Annotated in this window: 15 protein-coding genes; 10 read left to right on the plus strand and 5 right to left on the minus strand. The window is 60.7% G+C overall.

The features are described from left to right. Positions 1-89: 89 nt before the first annotated feature. Positions 90-647, minus strand: a complete 558-nt coding sequence (locus tag D8U71_RS21855) for an NAD(P)H-dependent oxidoreductase (protein WP_024012496.1) — start codon at positions 645-647, stop codon at positions 90-92. Positions 648-830: 183 nt separating this feature from the next. Here D8U71_RS21855 and D8U71_RS21860 point away from each other — a divergent pair, with 183 nt between their 5' ends. Together D8U71_RS21860 and D8U71_RS21865 are read left to right on the plus strand one after the other, a co-directional pair. After that, a complete protein-coding gene (locus D8U71_RS21860) occupies positions 831-1061 on the plus strand; it encodes a hypothetical protein (RefSeq protein ID WP_016774209.1) in 231 nt (76 codons plus the stop codon). 85 nt (positions 1062-1146) lie between these two features. After that, positions 1147-2040 (plus strand): LysR family transcriptional regulator, encoded by an 894-nt coding sequence (locus D8U71_RS21865; RefSeq protein WP_130888664.1) that lies wholly within the window; start codon positions 1147-1149, stop codon positions 2038-2040. On the opposite strand, the gene D8U71_RS21870 is transcribed toward D8U71_RS21865, so the two are convergent. From D8U71_RS21870 to D8U71_RS21885, 4 genes are all read right to left on the minus strand, one after another. Beyond that, positions 2006-2620: a GNAT family N-acetyltransferase gene (locus D8U71_RS21870; RefSeq protein WP_016774208.1), complete on the minus strand. Its 615-nt coding sequence runs from the start codon at positions 2618-2620 to the stop codon at positions 2006-2008. The genes D8U71_RS21865 and D8U71_RS21870 overlap by 35 nt on opposite strands. A 292-nt stretch (positions 2621-2912) precedes the next feature. Beyond that, positions 2913-3671, minus strand: a complete 759-nt coding sequence (gene dnaQ, locus D8U71_RS21875; protein WP_024012494.1) for a DNA polymerase III subunit epsilon — start codon at positions 3669-3671, stop codon at positions 2913-2915. A gap of 202 nt (positions 3672-3873) precedes the next feature. Beyond that, the gene (rnhA, locus tag D8U71_RS21880; RefSeq protein ID WP_007910572.1) at positions 3874-4344 is read right to left on the minus strand and encodes a ribonuclease HI; all 471 of its coding nucleotides are present in this window, start codon (positions 4342-4344) and stop codon (positions 3874-3876) included. 90 nt (positions 4345-4434) lie between these two features. Continuing rightward, positions 4435-5193, minus strand: a complete 759-nt coding sequence (locus D8U71_RS21885) for a methyltransferase domain-containing protein (protein WP_130888665.1) — start codon at positions 5191-5193, stop codon at positions 4435-4437. Positions 5194-5259: 66 nt separating this feature from the next. Between D8U71_RS21885 and gloB the strand changes: the two genes are divergently transcribed. The 8 genes from gloB (at position 5260) to fabI (ending at position 16131) form a co-directional block, all read left to right on the plus strand. Continuing rightward, on the plus strand, positions 5260-6027 hold the full coding sequence (gene gloB, locus D8U71_RS21890; protein WP_130888666.1) for a hydroxyacylglutathione hydrolase: 768 nt from the start codon (positions 5260-5262) through the stop codon (positions 6025-6027). A gap of 99 nt (positions 6028-6126) precedes the next feature. Next, entirely contained in the window at positions 6127-7590 is a 1464-nt protein-coding gene (locus D8U71_RS21895) for a transglycosylase SLT domain-containing protein (protein ID WP_016774157.1), read from the plus strand. A 345-nt stretch (positions 7591-7935) separates the two neighbouring features. After that, positions 7936-9768 (plus strand): extracellular solute-binding protein, encoded by a 1833-nt coding sequence (locus tag D8U71_RS21900; protein ID WP_130888667.1) that lies wholly within the window; start codon positions 7936-7938, stop codon positions 9766-9768. Then, positions 9765-11606 carry an extracellular solute-binding protein gene (locus D8U71_RS21905; RefSeq protein WP_016774155.1) on the plus strand — a complete coding sequence of 614 codons (1842 nt, stop codon included), beginning with the start codon at positions 9765-9767 and terminating at the stop codon, positions 11604-11606. Before D8U71_RS21900 ends, D8U71_RS21905 begins: the two co-directional genes overlap by 4 nt. 4 nt (positions 11607-11610) lie before the next feature. Beyond that, the gene (locus D8U71_RS21910; protein WP_130888668.1) at positions 11611-12684 is read left to right on the plus strand and encodes a microcin C ABC transporter permease YejB; all 1074 of its coding nucleotides are present in this window, start codon (positions 11611-11613) and stop codon (positions 12682-12684) included. Between the two features lies 1 nt (position 12685). Beyond that, complete coding sequence (locus tag D8U71_RS21915) at positions 12686-13705, plus strand: ABC transporter permease (RefSeq protein WP_016774153.1); 1020 nt, start codon at positions 12686-12688, stop codon at positions 13703-13705. Between the two features lies 1 nt (position 13706). Beyond that, complete coding sequence (locus tag D8U71_RS21920) at positions 13707-15317, plus strand: ABC transporter ATP-binding protein (protein ID WP_039763245.1); 1611 nt, start codon at positions 13707-13709, stop codon at positions 15315-15317. Between the two features lie 19 nt (positions 15318-15336). Continuing rightward, on the plus strand, positions 15337-16131 hold the full coding sequence (fabI, locus tag D8U71_RS21925; protein ID WP_003202751.1) for an enoyl-ACP reductase FabI: 795 nt from the start codon (positions 15337-15339) through the stop codon (positions 16129-16131). Positions 16132-16221 lie beyond the last annotated feature (90 nt).

Here is a 16221-nt window from a genome sequence, read left to right on the forward strand (position 1 = left end):
CTCGCGAAAGCGGTGTGTCAGACGTGAAATTGTTATCTGACAGTCCGCCTTCGCGAGCAGGCTCGCTCCCACAGTGAGTTTCGGTAAGTTTATTTCTTGTGTTGCTCGACGAACTGGCCGTACGCATCGATGAATTTCTGCAGGAACGGCTTCACCGAGTCGCTCAGCTTGCCCGCTTCATCAAACGCGTTGCCCGCACCGCCCAGATACGCTTCCGGCTGTTGCAGGCAGTGAATATCGAGAAAAACGAAGGTCTGACGCAGGTGCTGGTTGGCGCCGAAGCCACCAATGGCGCCTGGCGATACGCTGATCACCGCACCGGGTTTGCCGCTCCAAGCGCTCTGGCCATAAGGGCGCGAACCGACGTCGATGGCGTTCTTCAACGGTGCCGGGATCGAGCGGTTGTACTCGGGGGTGACAAACAGCACCGCGTCGGATGACGCCACTTTCTGACGGAAAGTGCTGTAGGCTGCCGGCGGAGAAGCGCCGTCGATGTCTTCGTTGTACAGCGGCAGCTCACCGATTTCGACAATCTCGAGCTTGAGATTGGCCGGCGCCAGTTCGGCGAGGGCCAGTGCGACTTTGCGATTGATCGATGCTTTGCGCAGGCTACCGACCACTACAGCGACGTTGTAGACATTGCTCATGGATGACTCTCGATGGTCCGTGGGAAGAGTCGCTAGTTATAGATGATCCAGTGACGCTTTCACCAGTGGTCATTGGTTTTTCCTGCGCGGCGAATATTTTTTTCCTGTAGGAAAACTTACCGAGCTTGGTGACGGTCTACAAAGCCGCAAATCAAGCGTTTTATCTCCAGAGGTTCTAAGCAGATGGCAGCAGTACTCGTCGGTCAGTTTCATGCAAGAGATGCGGAAGGCCGCGTTTATTCCGTGCATGAATTCCAGGAATCGAACCCGTCTGCAGACGGATCCACTGGCTCGGAGCCCATTTACAGACTGGCTATTGGCGATCGGGTCAATAAGGTCAGTGACAGCGAGTTTCTCCTGGTTCAATCAGGCATTACCCTGATTCGCGAACCTGAGCCAACCGTCGCTCAATAACCCAGCGTTATGAGCAGAAGTCATGCGAGCGGACTTGGGGTAGGATTCAGCGTCTGACCCCACCTGCTGAACATGGACTTCACGCATGCGTTTACGCCACATCGAAGTGATTCAGGCGCTCTTGCAGACCGGTCACCTGGGCACCGCCGCCGAATGGCTGCAATTGCCGGTGACCGAGGTCGAAGAGCGCTTGCGCGAAGCCGAGAGTCAGCTGGGGTTCATGCTGTTTGCCAGCGTTCGCGGGCGCCTGCAATCGACCCCCGAAGCGCGCGCTTTGCAGGTGGAAATCGCACACGTTTACGAGGCGCTTGAGCCGGTGCAGCGTCTGGCCAGCAGCCTCAAGCAATACCTCGCACCACCCCTGCGCATCATCGGCACCCCGCCGCTGGCCCAGCAATTGCTGCCACAAAGCCTTGCGACTCTGCGTCGGCGCTTGCCGGACGCACCGTGCAGCCTGCTCAGCGCGCCGACTCGCGACATCGTCCGCAGCCTGTTACTGCGCGAAAGCGATCTGGGCCTGAGCCTGCGCGATCCCGAACACCCCGATATCCACTGCCAGCCGCTGGCCCAGGGCAAGCTGCAATTGCTCGCGCCGCACGGCTGGCTGCAACCCAAGCAGAAATACATTTCCCTCGCGGATCTGGCCGGTCAGGCCATGGTCGGTCTCGAAGGTCAGGATCCGCTGAGCCCGGCACTGGAAAACAAACTCCAGGCCCTGCGCCCGGCGCCAAGCATCCAGACCCGCGTGCAGACCCATCAGATGATGCGCAGCATGGTCGAGGCCGGCGAAGGCCTGGCGATCGTCGACCCCTTCACCGCGGTGGGCGCCCGCGCCGGTGGGCTTGACGTCTGCCCGCTCTCACCGGCTGTGCCGATCAACCTCTACGCCCTGACCTTCAAACATGCCACGCCGTCGGCGGCGATTCAGACACTGCTGACCATCGTCACGGAACAAGCCGAGGCGATGTTGTCGAGCTGAGTGGTTTTTCCAGCGGATTATCGAACAGGCGATACCAGAACAACGCGACTTCAGCGGTATGCGGATCGATGCCGCGATAGCGCAACTGGTCGATGCCGCCGATCACATAACCGCAGCGCTCATACAGCCGACAGGCGCCGAGATTGTTGTTCTGGGTTTCGAGCATGATGCCCGGCAGCTTCTTCTTGCGACTCCAGAACTGCGCGACATCGAGCAACGCCTTGGCCACGCCGTGGCGACGGGCCGGGGCATGCACCGCCAGTTCATCGATGTGGGCAAAGCCGTTCCAGTTGGTGCTGATCACCAGGTGACCGACCGGCTCGTCGTCCAGGTACGCCATGAAAATCGCACTGTCGGGCGCGTTGTGAAAGGCGCTGAATTCTTCCGGATCGATGCCGTAGCACTTGCGGTACGGCACGATTGGCGTCACCGGCCATTGCTCGACCGGTTTGCCGATCACGGCAGCGCCGTAGGCCGCGACCTCGAAACTGAAGTCGCTGCCCCAGATATACGGCGCAAAACCTTCGTCGGCGACCCGCACCGACAACCCTGGGTATTTCGGATTCATGACCGGTTGCATACTGGGAAAAGTCCTCATTCCTTGACGCAGCCGACAGTGTCGACCTTGCTGTCGCGATGGATGATTGCCAGCGCAAATTTCAACTCTTTGTACATGGGGCTCAGTGTCCTGAGGCGGCAGATTTGCACCTGACCAGTGCACTCAGGGTAGAGGGTTGCGACGAATGTGGCGAGAGTGGCCACTTGGCTCCATGTCGCCAAACGCAAAAAATCGCTGCCTTGCTGGTCCCCACTATGGAATGCAATCCCGGTAAGAGCTGCCGAAGGCTGCGATCTTTTGATCTTCGGTTTTTTCAGGCCTGCGCATCAGCCTCGGCAATCTGCGTCCACAACGCCGGCGCACCCGCCGATTTGGCGATGATTTCCAGCCGCACCAGATGCGCCGCCAGTTCTTCTTCGGTCGCCCGGATGATGCGTGCTGGCTGGCGATCGACCGGCAGGCGGCGGATTTCGGTAGCCGAGTTGTCGGCGCCCTCGCCCGTGCCATTGCCGTCGGACGCGTTGCCAGCCAGCGACAGGCTGGTCTGGCCGCCGGTCATGGTCAGGTAGACGTCGGCGAGAATCTCCGAGTCGAGCAAGGCGCCGTGCAGTTCACGGCCGGAGTTGTCGACGCCGTAACGTTTGCACAACGCGTCGAGGCTGTTGCGCTGCCCCGGGTGACGTTCCCGGGCCATCATCAGGGTATCGAGGATGGTGCAATGCTGGGTGATATCGGCGCGATCGTGCTGGCCCATCAAGGCGAATTCGTTGTTGATGAAGCCAACGTCGAACGCCGCGTTGTGAATGATCAGCTGTGCGCCCTGGATGAACTCGAAGAACTCGTCGGCGACTTCGGCAAAGCGCGGCTTGCCAACGAGGAATTCGTTGGTAATACCGTGCACACCGATCGCACCCTCGTCGCTCTCGCGATCCGGTTGCAGATAAACGTGAAAATGCCGGCCCGTCAGGCGCCGACCGATCAGTTCGACGCAACCGATTTCAATGATCCGGTGACCATCGGTCACCGGCATGCCGGTGGTTTCGGTATCGAGTACAACGGATCTGGTGGCCATCAGTGCTCAGCTCTCAACGGGTCAATCGGGCAAAGGCGCGGATGTTAACACGCTCGGCGGGGTGTTTCAGTCAGACCGTGGCGGGTCCTTCGCGAGCAGGCTCGCTACCACATTGGAATGCATTCCAATTCAAGGCCTGGAATACATTTCCCTGTGGGAGCGAGCCTGCTCGCGAACGGCCACGCCACGGTTAGAAGCGAAATCAGCTCTGCTTGTAACCACGCACTTCGTCAACGCCGCGATTGGCCAGTTGGTCCGCCCGCTCGTTACCATGATGGCCAATGTGCCCGCGCACCCATTTCCAGGTGACTTTGTGGCGGTTGACCTGCTCGTCCAGCTCTTTCCACAGATCGGCATTCTTCACCGGCTCTTTCGCAGCCGTTTTCCAGCCGCGCTTCTTCCAGTTGGCCATCCACTCGTTGATGCCTTTCATCACGTATTGCGAGTCGGTGACCAGCAGCACTTCGCATGGGCGTTTGAGCGCTTCGAGGCCACGAATCGCGCCGAGCAGCTCCATGCGGTTGTTGGTGGTGTTGGCCTCGCCGCCCCACAGTTCCTTTTCGACGCCCTTGCACACCAGCAGCGCGCCCCAGCCGCCGGGGCCGGGATTACCCTTGCAGGCGCCGTCGGTGAACAGTTCTACGGTGTCGACGCTTTCCACGCTTTCGCTCATGCCAGTCTTTCCAGAAAAATGCCTGTCCTGCCAATCACGGATCGACAATGACCGCGGCCGGGACAAGCCCGGCCACAAATAAAAGAGGGTTTACGGTTCGATGCGGCGGCGGTTGACCTTGGCCATCGGCAGCGGAATCAGCTTGCCCATCGGCTCGCGGCGTTCCTGGCGCAATGGCCGCAGCCCCACCACGATCTTGCGCGCCACCAGCAGATAGAAGCCACCGCCGGACAGCTGCCAGTCACCGGCCTTGCGTTCCCAGCCGGCCAGGCGGTGCTGCCACTTGGGCGACGCGAGCGGCGGACGATAGCACCCGAAGCGGCGTTTCTCCAGCGCGAAGCCCAGCAGATTGAGCCAGTCGGCGACCCGCGACGGCGAGATGCAGCGCGCCTTGCGCAGGGCATCATTGGCGAAGAAATGCCGCAGCCCCCAAGTGCTCCAGGGGTTGATGCCGATGATCAGCAGATGCCCGCCGGGGCGCACGCTGCTCGCCGCTTCACGCAGCAAACCGTGGGGCGACAGGCAGAAATCCAGGCCATGCTGCATCACCACCACGTCGGCGGCGTGCTCGCTCAACGGCCAGGCCTGCTCTTCGCAGACGATCTCGACCCCGGGCAACGGCGCGCCAAGACGCACGTTACGCTGCACCTGCGGCGCGGCCGGCGGGGTTTCGGCGGACGGGCCGTAATGCACAAGATAACCGCCGAAGAACCGGCCGAGCTCGTCGTCGAGCATGCGCCGCTCTTCATCCAGCAGAAATTGCCCGAGCGGCCCCGACAGCCATTCGCGGGCGGCGCTGATCAATGCCAGCCAGTCGGGATCGGCCTGAGCGAACGCTTTATCGGTCATGTCATTCTCCAACGCGCCAGGAACTACTAAGATGCGCCAATGTTTTCCGCTTGGCGAATTCCGACGATGATACAGATCAGTGCCCTGCCCGCGTTCACCGACAACTACATCTGGTTGTTACAGGATCATCAGACCCAGCGCTGTGCGGTGGTCGATCCGGGCGACGCCGCCCCGGTGCAGGCGTGGCTCGATGCGCATCCGGGCTGGGTGCTCAGCGATATTCTGATCACTCACCATCACCATGACCATGTCGGCGGCGTCGAGCGCCTGAAAGCCGCGACCGGTGCCAAAGTCTACGGCCCGGCCAGCGAAAGCATTCCGGCGCGTGACATAGCGCTCAAGGACAACGACAGCGTCAGCGTGCTCGGCTGGGACTTCGACGTCTATGCGGTGCCCGGTCACACCCTGGGGCACATCGCCTATTACCACCATGGCCTGTTGTTCTGCGGCGACACCCTGTTCGCCGCCGGTTGCGGCCGGTTGTTCGAAGGCACGCCCGAGCAGATGTACCACTCGCTCAGCCGTCTCGCGGCCCTGCCGGAAGATACGCTGGTGTACTGCACCCACGAATACACCTTGAGCAATCTGAAATTTGCCGCCGCCGTCGAGCCGGGCAACCCGGACATTGCCGCCCGTCTGGAAAAGGTCACCCAGCAACGGCAGAACGGCGTGATGACATTGCCGTCGACTTTAGCCCTGGAAAAGCTCACCAATCCGTTTTTACGCACTTCTGAAACATTGGTTACACAAAAAGTGGACGAACGGGAAGGCGTTCAAAACCGGGAGCCGAGCGAGGTATTTGCGGCTCTGCGGGCATGGAAAGACAAGTTCTAACAAGCGCGCCGGCCGGGACAAAAATTCTCAATGGTTGACCGCAGGGGGTGCGCTTTCTAGAATCGCCCGACATTTTTGCCCGGAACTTACTTCCAGCCAATGTCGTCATCCATACGTAAGTCCGTCAATTCAGATGCTTTGACCCGCCTGGCGCAAGCCATCGCGGTGGCTGTGTCCGCCACGCTGGCGGGTTGCTCCAGCCACGCTCCGCAGACTGAAGCGACGCACACGCCGAACATTGCTGCGCGAGCCAAGCAGAAGCCGATCTGGCTGACCGAGAAGCCCACTCCCGTGGCGCCCCAGGACATCTGGGAACGCATGCGTCAGGGCTTCCAGTTGCAGGAAGGCCTTGGCGTCAATCCGCGCATCGAGCAACAGCGCCTGTGGTTCGCCAGTAATCCCTCTTTTCTCGAGAATGCCGGCGAACGCGGCAGCCTCTACATTCATTACATTGTCGAACGCCTCGAAGAGCGCAACATGCCGCTGGAACTGGCCCTGCTGCCGGTGATCGAGAGCGCGTACAACCCGATGGCCTATTCCCGCGCCGATGCGGTGGGCCTGTGGCAATTCATTCCGTCCACCGGGCGCTACTTCAACCTGCGCCAGACGCGTTTCTACGACGGTCGTCGCGACATCACCGCTTCGACCACGGCAGCGATGGATTACCTGACTCGCCTGCACGACATGTTCAACGGCGACTGGCTGCTGGCTCTGGCGGCCTACAACGCCGGTGAAGGCACCGTCAGCCGCGCGATCGAGCGCAACGAAAAGCTCGGCCTGCCCACCGACTACTGGAACCTGCCACTGCCGGCGGAAACCCAGGCCTATGTGCCGAAGTTGCTGGCGCTGTCGCAAGTGGTGCTGGCACCGGAAGCCTACGGCGTCAACCTCAATCCAATCGCCAACGAGCCGTACTTCCAGGTCGTCGAAATCAACCAGCGCATGGACCTGTCCAAGGTCGCTGCGGTGGCGAACATCGATGAAGACGAACTGTTCCAGCTCAATCCGGCGTTCAAACAGCGCACTACCATCGACGGCCCGCAGCATCTGCTGGTGCCGACGTCCAAGGCGCAACTGCTGACCGCGAGTCTGCAGACCATGCGCCCGGACGAACTGATCAGCCCGCGCTCGCTGAAACCGGTGTTCGAAGGCGCCGATCCGTCGGAAGTGGCACAGCTCAAGCGCGCCTATCGGGTCAAGCGTGGCGACAACCTCGGCTCCATCGCCAAGGCCAACAAGGTCGAAGTCAAGGATCTGCAGCGCTGGAACAAGCTGACCGGCAAGAACCTCAAGGTCGGCCAGACCCTGGTCATGCAGGACAACACCAAGCGTGCACCGGCGCGCAAGTCCGGTCGGGTCAACACCGTGGTCGCGGCGAATACCAAGAGCAAAGGCAAGGACGAGAGCAAGCAGCAGACCCGGTACAAGGTCAAGCGCGGCGACACCCTGTATGTGGTGGCCAAGCGCTTCAACGTCGAGATGCAACATCTCAAGCGCTGGAACCCGGGTGCGGGCAAGGCGTTGAAGCCGGGGCAGATGCTTACGGTTTATCAGCCGCACTGACAGAAGAGCCCCTGAATTCAGGGGCTTTTTTTGGATGAAGTTTTTGGTGTGCTTTAGATCCATCCCCCTCACCCCAGCCCTCCCGAAACGTCGGACCGCCCCCAAGGGGGAGAGGGGGAAAGGGAGCCGATCGGGGGCTTTTCAGAAACTGAGTTCGACTCGGTATCGCACCTCGGTGCAATTCGCCCAGACACCACGATCAGTCCCCTCTCCCTCCGGGAGAGGGTTAGGGTGAGGGGCTCTTCGCGCAAACGATTAACCCGGCATTAACCCGCATCTTTTTCCTGTCCAGACAAGCTGTTACTGTACGGCCCACAAAGCCCAAGCCGCTGGATCGGATCTGACTTGAAGCGTGCCCTCTCCCTGCTCCTGATCAGCCTGGCCTTGAGCTCACCCGCAAGCGCGACGATTACCGAAAGTCACGGTTATGCGCAGTTCGGCACGCTCAAGTACCCGGCCAGATTTACCCACTTCGACTGGGTCAACCCGCAAGCGCCCAAGGGCGGTACGTTGCGGGTGATGGCGTTCGGCACCTTCGATACGGTCAATCCGTACACTTTCAAGGGCACCAGCCCGGTCACCACCGCCAATTTTCTCCAGTACGGCATCAACGAGCTCAACGAGCCGCTGATGGTTGGCACCGGGCAGTATTCGCCGTCCGGCGACGAACCCGCGTCGAGTTACGGGTTGATCGCACAATCGGTGGAGTACAGCGAAGATCGCAGCTGGGTCGTCTTCAATTTGCGCCCCGAAGCGCGCTTTCACGACGGCGCGCCTGTCACCGCCTACGACGTGGCGTTCTCCTATCGAACGCTGCTCAAGGACGGTCATCCGCTGTATCGCACGGCCCTGCAGGAAGTGCTGCGAGTCGACATTCTCAACAAGCAGCGCATTCGTTTCGTGTTCAAGCGCTCGGGCAATCCGCTGTTGATCCTGCGCCTGGGCGAATTGCCGGTACTGCCGCAGCATTACTGGAAAGACCGCGACTTCAAAGCCACCACCTTCGAACCGCCGCTGGGTAGCGGGCCGTACCGCATCACGTCGGTCACGCCGGGTCGGCAGCTGATTTTCGAGCGGGTCAAGGATTACTGGGGCAAGGACTTACCGGTCAATCGCGGCAAGTACAACTTCGATCGCATGGAAGTCGAGTTCTACCGCGACAGCGATGTCGCCTTCGAAGCGTTCAAGGCCGGTGAGTTCGACATCTACATCGAGCATCAGGCGAAGAACTGGGTCAACGGTTACAACTTCCCTGCTGTACGTCGTGGCGAAGTGATCAAGGTGCAGATCCCGCATCAGATCCCGACCCAGACTCAGGGCCTGTTCATGAACAGCCGCCGCGCAACCTTCGCCGATGTCAGGACGCGCGAAGCGTTGGGTCTGATGTTCGACTTCGAATGGACCAACCGCGCGCTGTTCAGCGATGCCTATAAACGCACCACCAGCTACTATCCCAACAGTGAATTCAGCGCCTCGGGTTTGCCGGTCGGGCATGAATGGCTGATGCTCAAGCCTTACAAGGAGCATTTGCCAGCCCGGCTGTTCACCGAGCCGTTCAGCCTGCCGAAAACCGACGGCCGTGGCATCCCGCGCGAGACCATGCGTAAAGCCCTCGCCCTGCTCGCTGAGGCCGGTTGGAAGCTCCACGGCCAGCGCCTGCAAGACAAAGACGGCCAGCCGCTGCGTTTCGAACTGCTGCTGGTCAATCCGAGCCTGGAGCGGCTCTATCAGCCGTACATCGAAAACCTCAACAGCATCGGCATCGACGCGCGCCTGCGTACCGTCGATCGCGCCCAGTACAAACAGCGCCTCGACCAATTCGATTTCGACATGATCTCGATGACCCTCGGCCAGACCCTGAGCCCCGGTCTTGAGCAGTGGCAGTACTTCCACTCCAGCCAGGTGAACGTCAAGGGCAGCAAGAATTACGCGGGCATCGCCAATCCGGTGGTCGATCACCTGCTCGAACAATTGCTCGCCGCCCGCACCCGCGACGAGCAGGTTGCCGCCGGCAAAGCGCTCGACCGCGTGCTGCTCTGGCAGCACTACAGCATTCCCAACTGGTACCTCAATTATCACCGTCTGGCCTACCGCAACCGGTTGGCCTTTGTCACCACGCCGCCTTACACCCTGGGCCTGAGCGCATGGTGGCTGAAGTCTTCGGAGAAAGATCGATGAACGCTGTTCGCACCCTGCTCGTGCAGGCCGGCGGCTTGCTGTTCGCCGGGCTGGCCTGGGCCGCCCCGCAACACGCCGTGACCCTGTACAACGAGCCGCCGAAATACCCGGCCGATTTCAAGCATTTTGACTATGTGAATCCCGATGCGCCCAAGGGCGGCGTGTTTCGTCAGGCCGGGTTCGGCGGCTTCGACAGCCTCAACCCGTTCATCAACAAAGGCGTGCCCGCCGATGACATCGGCCAGATCTACGACACCCTGACCAAACACAGCCTCGACGAGCCGTTCACCGAGTACGGCCTGATTGCCAGCAAGATAGAAAAAGCCGATGACAACAGTTGGGTGCGTTTCTACCTGCGCCCGGAAGCACGCTTTCACGACGGCCACCCGGTCCGCGCCGAAGATGTAGTGTTCAGCTTCGAGACGCTGACCAAGGAAGGCTCGCCGATGTTTCGCGGCTACTACAACGACGTTGCCGAAGCCATCGCCGAAGACCCGCTGAAGGTCTTGTTCAAGTTCAAGCACAGCAACAACCGCGAGCTGCCGCTGATCCTCGGCCAGTTGCCGGTCCTGCCGAAACACTGGTGGGCCAGCCGCGACTTCAACAAGGGCAATCTGGAAATCCCATTGGGCAGCGGCCCGTACAAGGTCACCCAAGTGAAGGCCGGCCGTTCGGTACGTTACGAGCGGGTCAAGGATTACTGGGGCAAGGACTTGCCGGTCAACCGTGGCTTCTACAACTTCGACACGATGACCACCGACTACTACCGCGACAACACCGTCGCCCTCGAAGCGCTGAAGGCCGGGCAGTTCGATTATTGGCTGGAGATGACCGCGAAGAACTGGGCCAGCGCCTATAACGTTCCGGCGGTCACCGAGGGCCGTTTGATCAAGGAACTGATCCCCAACAGCAACCCGACCGGCATGCAAGGCTTCGTCTTCAACCTGCGCCGCCCGGTGTTCCAGGATGTGCGCGTGCGTCAGGCTCTCGGGCTGCTGTTCGACTTCGAATGGACCAACAAGCAATTGTTCAACGGCGCCTACGTGCGCACTCGCAGCTACTTCGAAAACTCTGAAATGGCCGCCACCGGCCTGCCCGACGCCGAGCAACGGAAGATCCTCGAACCGTTCCGCAGCAAACTGCCGGCTCAGGTATTCAGCGAAGCCTTCGAAAATCCCAAGACCGACGCCAGCGGCATGATCCGCACCCAGCAGCGCGAGGCCTATCAACTGCTGCAAGAGGCCGGCTGGAAAATCGTCGATGACAAAATGGTCGACGCCACCGGCAAACCGGTGGTGATCGAATTCCTCCTCGCCCAGACCGAATTCGAACGCGTGCTGCTGCCGTTCAAGCGCAACCTCAGCGACCTCGGCATCGATCTGGTGATCCGCCGCGTCGACGTCTCGCAGTACATCAACCGCGTGCGCTCGCGTGATTTCGACATGATGGTCGGCAGCTTTCCGCAGTCCAACTCGCCGGGCAACGAGCAGCGCGAATACTGGATGAGCGCCGCCGCCGACAAACCGAGCAGCCGCAACAGCATGGGTCTGAAGGATCCGACCGTTGACCAACTGGTGGAAAGCCTGATCAACGCCGACTCGCGCAAAAGTCTGGTGGCCCACGCCCGCGCGCTGGATCGCGTACTGCAATGGGGCTACTACGTGGTGCCCAACTGGCACATCAAGAGCTGGCGCGTGGCCTACTGGAACCACATCGGCCACCCGAAAACCTCGCCCAAGTACGACATCGGCATCAATACCTGGTGGGTCAAGCCTGACGCCAAGCCTGCCGTAGAAGTCGAAACCCAACTGCAAGCCGACCCTGCGGGCACGGAGTAATCAGATGCTGGCGTATATCTTTCGGCGACTGCTGCTGATCATCCCGACCCTGTTCGGCATCCTGCTGATCAACTTCGTGATCATCCAGGCCGCGCCCGGCGGGCCGGTCGAGCAGATGATCGCCAAGCTCGAAGGTTTCGAAGGCGCCACCAGCCGGATTGCCGGCGGCGGTGCCGAAGTGGCGGTGGCCGGCTCGTCCTACCGTGGCGCGCAGGGGCTGGACCCGGCGCTGATCAAGGAAATCGAGCACATGTACGGGTTCGACAAATCGGCCCCGGAACGTCTGTGGATCATGGTCAAGAACTACGCGCAGCTGGATTTCGGCGACAGTTTCTTCCGCGACGCCAAGGTCATCGACCTGATCAAGGAAAAGATGCCGGTGTCGATCTCGCTGGGGCTGTGGAGCACGCTGATCATGTATCTGGTGTCGATCCCGCTGGGCATCGCCAAGGCCACGCGGCACGGCAGCCACTTCGATGTCTGGACCAGTTCGGCGATCATCGTCGGCTATGCGATCCCGGCGTTCCTGTTTGCGATCCTGCTGATCGTGGTATTTGCCGGCGGCAGTTATCTGGACTGGTTCCCCCTGCGCGGGCTGACTTCGAACAACTTCGATGAGCTGAGCCTGGGCGGCAAGATCCTCGATTACTTCTGGCACTTGACATTGCCAGTGACCGCGCTGGTGATCGGCAACTTCGCGACCATGACTCTGCTGACAAAAAACAGCTTTCTCGACGAGATCAACAAACAGTACGTGGTCACCGCCAAGGCCAAGGGTCTGACCCGCCATCGCGTCCTTTACGGCCACGTGTTCCGCAACGCCATGCTGCTGGTGATTGCCGGTTTTCCGTCGGCATTCATTGGCATTTTCTTCACCGGTTCCCTGCTGGTGGAAGTGATTTTCTCCCTCGATGGCCTCGGCCTGATGAGTTTCGAAGCGGCGATCAACCGCGATTACCCGGTGGTGTTCGGCACCCTGTTCATCTTCACCTTGCTCGGGCTGGTGGTGAAACTGATCGGCGACCTGACCTACACCTTTGTCGATCCGCGTATCGACTTCGCCAGCCGGGAGCATTGAGATGAACCTGTCCCCTCTCAACCGCCGACGCTTCGAACTGTTCAAGGCCAACAAGCGTGGCTGGTGGTCGCTGTGGCTGTTTCTGATCCTGTTCGGCCTGAGTCTGGGCGCCGAGCTGATTGCCAACGACAAGCCGCTGGTCGTGCATTACGACAACAACTGGTATTTCCCGGCGATCAAGCGCTACCCGGAAACCGCGTTCGGCGGCGAATTCCCGCTGGAAGCCAACTACAAGAGTCCGTACATCCGCGAACTGCTGAAAGCCAAGGACGCGTGGATTCTGTGGGCACCGATCCCCTACAGCTACCAAAGCATCAACTACGACCTGAAAGTCCCGGCCCCGGCACCGCCCTCGGCGGACAACCTGCTGGGCACCGACGATCAGGGCCGCGACGTGTTGGCGCGGGTGATCTACGGTTTCCGCATTTCCGTGTTGTTTGCGCTGACGCTGACCGTGCTGAGCTCGATCATCGGCGTGATTGCCGGGGCGCTGCAGGGCTTTTATGGCGGCTGGGTCGATCTCGCCGGGCAGCGTTTTCTGGAGATCTGGTCGGGGCTGCCGGTGCTGTATCTATTGATCATCCTTGCCAGTTTCGTCCAGCCGAATTTCTGGTGGCTGCTGGGCATCATGCTGCTGTTCTCGTGGATGAGCCTGGTCGATGTGGTGCGCGCCGAGTTCTTGCGCGGACGCAATCTGGAATATGTGCGCGCCGCCCGCGCGCTGGGCATGCAGAACGGCGCGATCATGTTCCGTCATATCCTGCCCAACGCCATGGTCTCGACCATGACTTTCATGCCGTTCATCCTCACCGGCGCCATCGGCACCCTGACCGCACTGGACTTCCTCGGCTTCGGCTTGCCGGCCGGCAGTCCGTCGCTGGGCGAACTGGTCGCGCAAGGCAAATCCAATTTGCAGGCGCCGTGGCTGGGCATGAGCGCGTTTGCCGTGCTGGCGCTGATGTTGAGCCTGCTGGTGTTTATCGGCGAGTCCGCTCGCGATGCCTTCGACCCGAGGAAGTGAAATGAATCAGGACAATCTGATCGAAGTGCGCGACCTCGCCGTCGAATTCGGTTTCGGCGAGCGCGTCCACCGCGTGGTCGAGGGCGTGAGCTTCGACATCAAGCGCGGCGAAACCCTGGCGCTGGTCGGTGAATCGGGCTCGGGCAAATCGGTCACGGCGCATTCAATCCTGCGCCTGCTGCCCTACCCCATGGCGCGGCATCCGGCCGGCAGCATCAATTACGCCGGGCAGAACCTGCTGGATTTGAGCGAGAAGACCATCCGCCATATTCGTGGCAACCGCATCGCGATGATCTTTCAGGAGCCGATGACCTCGCTCAATCCGCTGCATTCGATCGAGAAGCAGATCAACGAAGTGCTCGGCATCCACAAGGGCCTGAGCGGCAAAGTCGCGACCAAGCGCACTTTGGAGCTGCTGGAGATGGTCGGCATTCCCGAGCCGCACAAGCGTCTCAAGGCCCTGCCCCATGAATTGTCCGGCGGCCAGCGCCAGCGGGTGATGATCGCCATGGCCCTGGCCAACGAGCCGGAATTGCTGATTGCCGACGAACCGACCACCGCGCTGGACGTGACCGTTCAGCTGAAAATCCTCGATTTGCTCAAGGATCTTCAGGCTCGATTGGGCATGTCGCTGCTACTGATCAGTCACGATTTGAACCTGGTGCGAAGAATTGCGCATCGCGTATGTGTCATGCAGCGCGGTTGCATCGTCGAACAGGCATCGTGCGCAGAGCTGTTCCGTTCGCCGCAGCATCCGTACACTCGGGAATTGCTCGGCGCGGAGCCCAGCGGCGGCCCGGCGAGCAATGAAATCGGCGCGCCGCTGCTCGAAGTCGAGGACCTCAAAGTCTGGTTCCCGATCAAGAAAGGCCTGCTCAAGCGCACGGTGGATTACGTCAAGGCAGTGGACGGCATCAATTTCAGCCTGCCGCAGGGTCAGACCCTGGGGATCGTCGGCGAAAGCGGTTCCGGCAAATCCACCCTTGGTCTGGCGATTTTGCGGCTGATCGGCAGCAAAGGCGCGATCCGCTTTGAAGGCAAGCAGCTAGACTGCCTGACGCAGAGTGAGGTTCGCCCGCTGCGGCGGGAGATGCAGGTGGTGTTTCAGGACCCGTTTGGCAGCCTGAGCCCGCGCATGTGCGTCAATGACATCGTTGGCGAAGGCCTGCGGATACACAAGATGGGCACCGCGACCGAACAGGAAGCGGCGATCATTGCGGCATTGAAGGAGGTAGGTCTGGATCCGGAAACCCGGCACCGCTACCCCCACGAATTTTCCGGAGGGCAACGGCAGCGAATCGCCATTGCCCGGGCCTTGGTGCTGAAACCGGCGCTGATCCTGCTGGACGAGCCGACTTCGGCCCTCGACCGCACGGTGCAGCGGCAAGTGGTGGAGCTGTTGCGTTCACTGCAAGCCAAGTACAACCTGACGTATTTGTTCATCAGCCATGACCTGGCTGTCGTCAAAGCGCTGAGCCACCAACTGATGGTGGTCAAGCATGGCCAAGTGGTCGAACAGGGAGACGCGCAAAGTATCTTTGCCGCCCCCCAACATCCGTATACACAGCAGTTGCTGGAAGCCGCTTTTCTGGCACCAGCCACTGCGCAATAACCTGAAAGAGGAGCAACACATGGGTTTTCTCGCCGGTAAGCGCGTACTGATCGTCGGTGTCGCCAGCAAGCTGTCCATCGCATCCGGCATCGCTGCCGCCATGCATCGCGAGGGCGCTGAGCTTGCCTTCACTTATCAGAACGACAAACTCAAGGGTCGCGTCGAAGAGTTTGCACAAGGCTGGGGTTCGAGCCCTGAGCTGTGCTTCCCGTGCGACGTGGCCAGCGATGAAGAAATCGCCAAGGTCTTCGAAGAGCTGAGCAAGAAGTGGGACGGCCTGGACTGCATCGTGCACTCCGTCGGCTTCGCCCCGGGCGACCAACTGGACGGCGACTTCACCGAAGCCACTACCCGTGAAGGTTTCCGCATCGCTCACGACATCAGCGCCTACAGCTTCGTGGCCCTGGCCAAAGCCGGCCGCGAAATGATGAAAGGCCGCAACGGCAGCCTGCTGACCCTGTCGTACCTGGGCGCCGAGCGCACCATGCCGAACTACAACGTGATGGGCATGGCCAAGGCTTCGCTGGAAGCCGGCGTCCGTTACCTGGCCGGTTCCCTCGGTCCGGACGGTACCCGCGTCAACTGCGTATCGGCTGGCCCGATCCGCACCCTGGCCGCTTCCGGCATCAAGAACTTCCGCAAGATGCTGGCTGCCAACGAAGCGCAGACTCCCCTGCGCCGCAACGTCACCATCGAAGAAGTCGGCAACGCCGGCGCCTTCCTGTGCTCCGACCTGGCGTCGGGCATCAGCGGTGAAATCATGTACGTCGACGGCGGCTTCAACACCACCGCGATGGGCAACATCGAAGAGTGATCTTCCTGTAGCCAATAGAAAAACCCGCCGGATCCCAGACTGTGTGAAAACCTAGCAATCTGCGCAGCGCTCAAAGAAAATGCTCCGTAT

Origin of the sequence: Pseudomonas sp. Sample_21, from assembly GCF_004307525.1 — a bacterium.
GTDB classification, from domain to species: Bacteria; Pseudomonadota; Gammaproteobacteria; order Pseudomonadales; family Pseudomonadaceae; genus Aquipseudomonas; species Aquipseudomonas atacamensis.